7 protein-coding genes are annotated in these 7,571 nt (G+C 69.5%); 3 read left to right on the top strand and 4 right to left on the bottom strand.

Features of this window, described 5'->3' with window-relative positions; translation table 11 throughout:
• Positions 1 to 1,341, bottom strand: a 1,341-nt coding sequence (locus I55_RS00545; protein ID WP_049973705.1) for a tetratricopeptide repeat protein, incomplete at its 3' end; no start/stop codon positions are given.
• Between the two features lie 136 nt (positions 1,342 to 1,477).
• Here I55_RS00545 and I55_RS00540 point away from each other — a divergent pair.
• The gene (locus I55_RS00540; RefSeq protein WP_044558461.1) at positions 1,478 to 2,575 is read left to right on the top strand and encodes an aromatic ring-hydroxylating dioxygenase subunit alpha; all 1,098 of its coding nucleotides are present in this window, start codon (positions 1,478 to 1,480) and stop codon (positions 2,573 to 2,575) included.
• A 13-nt stretch (positions 2,576 to 2,588) separates the two neighbouring features.
• Here the strand turns inward: I55_RS00540 and I55_RS00535 are convergent, their stop codons facing one another.
• The 3 genes from I55_RS00535 to I55_RS00525 all read right to left on the bottom strand — a co-directional run bounded on the left by I55_RS00535 (position 2,589) and on the right by I55_RS00525 (position 6,394).
• Positions 2,589 to 4,313 carry a DUF885 family protein gene (locus I55_RS00535; RefSeq protein WP_252180962.1) on the bottom strand — a complete coding sequence of 575 codons (1,725 nt, stop codon included), beginning with the start codon at positions 4,311 to 4,313 and terminating at the stop codon, positions 2,589 to 2,591.
• A gap of 77 nt (positions 4,314 to 4,390) precedes the next feature.
• Positions 4,391 to 5,512 carry a glycosyltransferase gene (locus I55_RS00530; protein ID WP_083900730.1) on the bottom strand — a complete coding sequence of 374 codons (1,122 nt, stop codon included), beginning with the start codon at positions 5,510 to 5,512 and terminating at the stop codon, positions 4,391 to 4,393.
• Between the two features lie 246 nt (positions 5,513 to 5,758).
• Positions 5,759 to 6,394: a hypothetical protein gene (locus tag I55_RS00525; protein ID WP_049973703.1), complete on the bottom strand. Its 636-nt coding sequence runs from the start codon at positions 6,392 to 6,394 to the stop codon at positions 5,759 to 5,761.
• 342 nt (positions 6,395 to 6,736) lie between these two features.
• Between I55_RS00525 and I55_RS00520 the strand changes: the two genes are divergently transcribed.
• Together I55_RS00520 and I55_RS00515 are read left to right on the top strand one after the other, a co-directional pair.
• Positions 6,737 to 6,943, top strand: coding sequence for a hypothetical protein (locus I55_RS00520; RefSeq protein ID WP_044558459.1), 207 nt, complete (start codon positions 6,737 to 6,739; stop codon positions 6,941 to 6,943).
• Between the two features lie 374 nt (positions 6,944 to 7,317).
• The coding region (locus I55_RS00515; RefSeq protein ID WP_044558458.1) for a hypothetical protein at positions 7,318 to 7,571 on the top strand (254 nt) is incomplete at its 3' end.

The raw sequence follows: 7,571 nt of genomic DNA, 5'->3' as shown, positions 1-7,571 counted from the left end.
CAGCCAGACGGGCCGGCCCAGGGCGCCGGCCAGATGGGCGACGGAGGTGTCGACGGTGACGACCAGATCCAGGTTGGCCACCAGGGCGGCGGTGTCGGCATAGTCCGCGAGCTCCGCCGTCCAATCGATGAGGCCCAGATCGGCCGGGGCGGCGGGGCCGCCCTTTTGCAGGCTGACGAAGGCCACCTGATCGTCGAAACGCGTCCCTATCGTCCGCAGGGGGGGTACCAGCAGGGCCGGATCCAGGCTGCGCCGCGCGTCCACGATGTTGGTGGGGGCGCCCGCCCAGCACAGGCCCACCCGCCGCCGCCCCGCCGCCGCCGCGTCGAGCCGGGCGGCGAACGCCGTCCTCTGCGCCCCGTCCGGCGCCAGATCCAGATAGGGGCCGGGGGTGGCCAGATCCGCGGCCGTGGCCAGGCCCAGCCGGGCCGGCAGGCTGAGCAGTGGGCAATAGGCGTCATAGGCCGGCAGCGGGTCGCCAATGGACGCCACCTGGGCGACACCGGGGACGGTGGTCAGCAGGCGCACCAGTTCCGGCTGGCAGGCCAGCACCACACGGGCGCCCCGGGCCGCCAGCGGGGCGATGAAACGGGCGAATTGCAGGCTGTCGCCCCGTCCCTGTTCGCTGTGGACCAGGATGGTGCGGCCGGCGGGATCGGACCCATCCCATTCAACCCCGGGCGGACGCGCCAGCACATGGCCGGATCGATACCGCCGCGCCTCGAACTGCGGCCAGCCGGCGGCGTAATCACCCGCCATCAGCAAGGCCACGGCCAGGTTCCAGCGCGCCTCGCCGCCCCGCTCGCCCAAAGGCTGGCCTGGGGCGGGGGTGGTGACCGCCACCGCGCGCCGCAGCAGCGTCAGCGCCCGGGGCAGCTGTCCCCGGTCGGTCAGGGCCACACCCAGGTTGATCAGGGTGACGGCATGGTCGGGCGCCAGGGGCAGGGCCCGCTCCAGGCAGGCGATGGCGGCGGCCAGCCGGCCGGTGGCATGCAGCACCCCGCCCAGGTTGGCCATGGCGTCCACATGACCGGGATCAATGGCAAGCGCCTGCCGATAGGCTTCTTCTGCCAAATCGAACCGGCCCTGCGCCTTCAGCGCCGTGCCCAGGTTGCTGCGATAGGTGGGATTGTCGGGCGACACCGCCGCCGCCAGCGTCATGCTTTCGGTGGCGCCGTCCAGGTCACCCAGTTGGATGCGGGCCAAGCCCAGGAAATGGAGGGCGGCATGGTTGCGGGGTTCGGCGTCGAGTATGCGGCCATAGAGCGTCACCGCCGCGTCCAGCCGGCCGGCGACGTGATGCTCATAGGCAGCGGAGAGGGCTTCGGTCACACTGGCCATGCCGGGCAGAATGCGGTTTCGGTGGCATCAGGACAAGGCCGGCTGTGATTGAACTGGATGTGATTGGACGGGATGTGATTGACGGGATGTGATCAGGGGGCGGACGAACGGCGTGATGACGGACAGGATAGAGGGTATGCGGGCCGCGCTGGGGCCAAACGACTATGGCGCCGCCACCGCGACGGCGGAAACGCGGGATCTGTTCCCCCGCCTGTGGCACTTCGTGGGCTTCCTGGACGAGGTGGCGGCCCCCGACGGCTATCTGGTGCGCACCATCGCCGGCGTGCCCGTGGTGGTGCAGCGCTTCGACGACGACATCCGCGCCTTCCGCGACGTCTGTTCCCACCGCTACGCCCGCCTGCACGCCACCGACAGCGGCCAGGGCCCCCTGCGCTGCCCCTACCACGGGTGGACCTATAACCGCGACGGCGTGCCCATGGGCATCCCCGGCAACGACGCCTGTTTCCACCTGGACAGGGCGGACAAGGCGGCCTTGGCCCTGGCCCGGTATGAGGTGGCCGCGCGTGGGCGATTCATCTTCGTCCGCCTGGTCCCCGGCGGCGCCCCCCTGGATGAGTGGCTGGGCCCCCTGGGCACCTGGCTCGACGCCGTCTCCGACGGCTTCGCCGCCCCCTTCAGCCAGGCGCCGCTGGACTGGCGGGCGGACTGGAAGATGGGCATGGAAAACGTGCTGGAGGTCTATCACGTCGATGCCGTGCACCCGGAAACGTTCCGCACGGTGACGGAGGGCGCCTGGATCTGCGCCGAGCATGGCCCGCACAGCACCGGCACCATCGGCCTGACGGCGGAGACGCGGCGCTGGTGGGATGGGGTGGCCAAGCGGCTGAAGCTGACGCCGCTGACCCGTTTCACCAACTATGACCACGCCATCATATTCCCCAACCTGGCGATCGGCCTGACCGCCGGCCTGATGGCCAGCGTACAGACGTACGAACCGGTGTACGGCCCCGATGGCGGGGTCCAGCCGGGCCGCAGCACCCTGCGCTATCGCCTGTCGCTGGCCAGGCAGCAGCCAGGTGCCAGCGCCGCCGCCCGGGCGGGCGTCGAGGCCCACCTGGCCGATTTCAACCGCCGCCTGCTGGCCGAGGACCAGACGGTGGCGGAGGCCGCCTGGGCCGGCACGATGCAGATGGACCGCCCGGCCCTGCTGGGCGGGAACGAGGGGCGCATCCGCGCCTTCCACGCCGCCTGGCTGCGCGAGATGGGCCGATAAAGGGGACCGGTGATCAGGGCTTGGGCTGGGCCTTGATCCAATCGTCCACCCGGTCCTCCAGCAGGTCCAGGGGCAGGGATCCGGCCAGCAGCACGGCGTCGTGGAAGGCGCGCTCATTGAAACGATCGCCCAGCTTCTCCTGCGCCCGCTGACGCAGTTCCAGCAATTTCAACTCCCCGATCTTGTAGGCCAGTGCCTGGCCCGGCCAGCCGATGTAGCGCCGCAGCTCCGTCTCTATGTTGTGGGGGGCCAGGGCGGTGTTGTCGGTGAAGCAGGCGCGGGCCTGGTCCAGGGTCCAGTGCTTCCAATGGATGCCGGTGTCGGCCACCAGGCGGCAGGCCCGCCACATGTCGAAGGACAGGCGCCCGAACCGCTCATACTCGTCGCGGTAGATGCCCATCTCCTCCCCCATCTGTTCGGAATAAAGGCCCCAGCCCTCGCCATAGGCGTTGAGGTAGGCGCGGCGGCGGAAGGGCGGCAGATCCTCCAGTTCCCCCGCCAGGGAGGTTTGCAGGTGATGGCCCGGCACCGCCTCATGCAGGGCCAGGGCCGGCAATTCATAAAGGGGACGCTGGTCCAGCTTTCCGGTGTTGACCATGAAGCCGCCGGCGATGCCCTTGGCGGCGTCGCCGGGGAAATAGCGACCGGTGGTGTACGTGTCCTCGATATCGCGCGGCACCTCACGTACACCATAGGTCAGGCGCGGCAGGCGGCCGAAATGGGCGGGCAGCTGGTCGTCGATACGCTTGGCGATTTCCGACGCCTTCTCCAGCAGGGCCCGGCGCGTGGTGACGTAAAAGCGGGGGTCGGTGCGCAGAAAGGCCAGGAAGTCCCTGAAGCCGCCGGTGAAGCCGGTGCGGGCGATCAGCGCCTCCATCTCCGCGCGGATGCGCGCCACCTCCTTCAGTCCGATCTCGTGCACGGCGTCCGGCGTCAGGGTGGTGGTGGTGTGGTGGCGCACGGCCCAGCCGTAATAGGCCGCCCCGTCAGGCAGGTCGCGGGCCGCCAGGCTTTCCGGTGCCGCCGGGCGGTATTCCTGTTCCAGGAAGGTGACGAAGGCGCGCTGGGCCGGCCGCACCTTGTCCACCAGCAGCTGGCGCGCCCGCGCCCGCCACGCCGCCGCCTGGTCCGCCGGCGCCACAGACGGGGGTGCGGCCAACGGCGCCAGCAAGCCATCCTCCTCCACCGGCGTGCCGGCCTGCTTGCGCGCGATCTCCAGCACCGCGTCCACGATCAGGCGGGGCTGGACGAAGCCGGTGGCGATGCCGCGTCGCGCGTTGGCGATGTTGGCCGCGTAGTAGCCGGGTGCCGCCTCCAGGCAGGACAACCATGCCTCAGCCTCCGCCTCGGTGCGGACGTTGGTGCGGTTGGCGGCGTAGGTCAGGGTGGCGTAGAAACCGCTGTCGCTGTTGAACGGCATGCGATCCAGGTCGAAGGCCATACCGGCCAGCCGGTCGGCCGCGTCCCAGCGCATGAAGCGATAGGTGAGGGCGTCGGCGGACGACAGGCCCTTGGGATCGACGGTTTCCAATCGCCGAACGAAGGCGGCCATCCGCTCCCGCCGGGCGGCCGCCGCCTCGGGGCTGACATCGGGCAGGCAGCGGCCGTCCCCCGTCTTGTCCTGCAGCAGGGCGTCGTAGTCCGCCACCAGGGCGCTGAAGGGCGCGACCGGCCGCGCCGGGGCCGCTGGCGCCGCCAGCATCGCCATCAGAATTAGAAGGAAAATCACCGCCCGCACGCCCGCCCCCTTTCGGTTCGCTTCAGAAGAAGGGAAGCGCCAGCGGCGGGCAAGCCGGACAATGGGCAGGTCCGGCCCTAAACGGAAACGGGCGCGTGGACGCCGGCCAGTTGGGCGTAAAAGGCGCCGACCTTGGCCATCTGGACCTCGGGCCGGAAGCGGGTGAGATCGATGGTGGGCGCGGACACGCGACCGTCCAGCGCCGCCAATAGCGTGTCGGCCATGGCGGGCGCATCCTCCGGCGGGCAGAGGAAGGGGTAATCCGCGCCCAGGATTTCCAGCGGGCCGCCCGTGCGGGTGGCCACCAGCGTCACGCCGGCGTCGGCATATTCCAGCAGCGTGAGGCCGAAGGGCTCATGCCGGGAGGAGACGACACCCAGGTCCAAGGCAGAAAGGTAGCGCCGCACGTCGGGGCGGAAGCCGGCGAAGACCACACTGTCACCCAAGGCCAACTGGGCCACCTGGTCCCGCAGCGCGGGCATCTCGGCCCCCTGCCCGAACAGCACCAGTCGCGCGTCGGGCCGGTGGGCGCGCAGGCGGGCGTAGGCCGCCACCAGGACGTCAAAGCCCTTGCCCAGTTCCAAGCGGCCCATGCCCCCAATGACCGGCGCGTCATACGGCAGGCCCAGGGCGGCCCGCGCCGCCTCCCGGCTCAGGGCGCCGCTTTGCGGTAGCACCCAGTTGTGGACGGTGACGGACCGGTCCCGCGTCGCCGCCGGCATCATGCGGCCCTGGTAGTCGGCGATGCGGATGATGCCGTCGAACCGGTCATGCAGGCCGGCGCGAAAGCCGTTGTGCAGGGTGACGACGCGGGGGCAGCCCGGCCGGCAGCGCAGCACCCGCCGGGCGGCGGTGTTGAGGTGGGCGTGAACGATGTCCGGGCACAGGGCCAGCAGTTTCCAGAACAGGGCCGCGGTGCGCATACGCGTCGGCAGCCAGATCACGGAGACGCGCGGATCCAGCGACTCGGCCAAGTGGCGGGCGCCGGCGCCACCATCCTCACCCGGCCCCAGGATGACCATGACCTGGTGGTCATCCGCCTGGAAGGCCGCCAGTTCCATCACATGCTTCTCAGCCCCGCCGAATCCATGGGGAATGATGACGTGGGCGATGCTGGTCACGGACGCCGCCGGCATGGGGGCCAGACGCCGCGCGCCGCGGCGGGCTGGGGGTGAGTCTGACAGGACGATGGAGGACATGCCGGCGCACCGCTCCCCTACGGGTTAGGAAAGTCCTGCGAGGCGGCGGGAGAGGCGGATGCGAAACAGCGCCCCGACCCCGTCGTCGGCACCATTTTAAAGGTCCCCATGCGGGTTTGCCAGGCTTGGCGCGCCCGTCCCATCGCCGCACAGAACGGCAACTGTGCCGGTTATACGACGGGCCCGGCGATAACCTGTCGCAAGGCTGTCATATAAGCGGGACGCCGGACAATCCGCGGGAGACGATCAGTTGTCCGCCACGACGCGCCAGGCGCCGTCCGGCTGCTGGCAGGCGGTGCCGTAGGCCTGCTGCGTCTGGCCGCCGATGGTGACGTTCTGTTGGAATTCACGGCAATACTGGCCGTCGGTGGTGTGACCGTCGCGCAGGGCCACCACGCTGCCGCTGGCGTTGCCGTCGTTCCAGATGACGGGCTGGCCCACGGGCGCCATGGTGGCGCGGATTTGCGCATCCTCCAGCGCCCGCTGTTGCTGTTCCGCCAGATTGTCCAGCAGCGCCAGGGTGATGGCGGTCAGGCCCAACCAGCGATAGGCCTCATCATCCCGGTAATAGCGGCCGTAACCGGTGTAGTAGACGCCAAAGGGCCGCAGCACCACCACGTCGCGGTACATGTGCCGGCGATACTCGGGCACGATCACCGGCCCACGGCCATAGACGAAAACGTCATGGTCGCGGAAATGGCCGTAATGCGGGGCCCAGGGGCCCGGCCCGCCCCGGTGGTCGTCCCCCCGGTGGTCGTCCCAACGCCGGTCCCGGTGGTCGTCCCAGCGGTCTTGGGCCAGGGCGGGCGTGACGGCGGCGCCAAGGGACAAGGCGGCCGCCAGGGTCATGGAGCAAAAGGCGCGGAACGAGAGGCGTCGCATACCGGAATTCCTGTTCATCGAAATCAGCATGGCCCCTGCGGAGACCATCACAGCCTGGACTGATGCGCATTGATACAACGCTGTCATTGCGTCCGATTTATGGCTGGTGCCGGGCCGGATCAAGCGGCGGCCGCCGTGCCGGGGTGAGATAAAGCGTCGCGTCATGCGGCGCCGCCTCTTTCTCGGCATTGTTCCAGTGATGGAACGCGCAGTGCCGATTTGCCCAACTACCGCCAAAATCGTTCCAGAAATATAGTTCAGACATCAACCACGCCAGATACCCCGGCCCCCGAGCCCCCGCTGCACCGCCGCCAGGACCCGACGCCAGGAAAGGAGACGACGATGACCACGCTTTGCCTGACCTGCGCCGGCCGCCCGACCCCGTCGCTGCCCAGCCGCGCCGCGGTGATGACCACCCTGGGCACCCGGGCCCGCACCCTGCTGCCCGCCCTGCTGGCCCTGACCGGCCTGTCCTTCGACCAGATGGTCGTCCTGCGCGCCGGTCTGGACATGGTGCTGCAGTCCACCCGCAGCGGCCGCTTCCACTAAACCTCGAGTCGCCGCACCGGCAGGTCAGCCTAAACGTTTATCCAATATACGCCACCTTCCCCAGGCGTTCCGCGGGCTTCAGCCCCCACCCCATCCCCAAATTCTGCCTAAAGAATCCGCTGTCTGCCGCCCTGCTGGGCGCTAGCCGGAAGGATAGGGCGCAACTTGACCATATGGTCAGTTTTTTCTTTGTCCGTCCCCCGGACTGTCACACAGTGATCATCAATAAGCCCTATGACCTTGCGGGCATGGGGAACGGGACGCGGCGGTAAAGCCCGCCCGGATGGGAACGGGGGAATCACGCGCCCAGGCCTCTACCAACCATATCGGGAAGGGACGGAGCCATGGCCGCTTTGGGGACACTGCCTATACGTATGCGGAGCGCTGACGAGTCCCAAGCGGGCAAGCGCCGGCTGGGCTTGGCCGCCCGCCTGGGCTTGGCCTTCGGCGCCATCATCCTGGCCATGCTGGTCATCACGGCCCAGAGTTGGCTGACCTATGCCCGGGTGGACAGCACCCTGAACGGCATCGTCGGCGAGACCCTGCCCCGGCTGGACACCCTGGACGCCCTGACCCGCGCGGCGGAGGGGCTGGCCGGCACGTCCATGGACGCCTCCATCGCCACCAC

The organism is Azospirillum sp. B4 (assembly GCF_000333275.1).
Lineage (GTDB): Bacteria > Pseudomonadota > Alphaproteobacteria > Azospirillales > Azospirillaceae > Nitrospirillum.
Note: the sequence above shows the minus strand (reverse complement) of the source record. Positions and strands in the feature narration are given on the sequence as shown.

Coding starts and splice junctions, on each gene's coding strand:
- I55_RS00540 (WP_044558461.1), top strand. CDS start 1,478: ATGCGGGCCGCGCTGGGGCCAAACGACTATGGCGCCGCCACCGCGACG.
- I55_RS00530 (WP_083900730.1), bottom strand. CDS start 5,512: ATGTCCTCCATCGTCCTGTCAGACTCACCCCCAGCCCGCCGCGGCGCG.
- I55_RS00525 (WP_049973703.1), bottom strand. CDS start 6,394: ATGCGACGCCTCTCGTTCCGCGCCTTTTGCTCCATGACCCTGGCGGCC.
- I55_RS00520 (WP_044558459.1), top strand. CDS start 6,737: ATGACCACGCTTTGCCTGACCTGCGCCGGCCGCCCGACCCCGTCGCTG.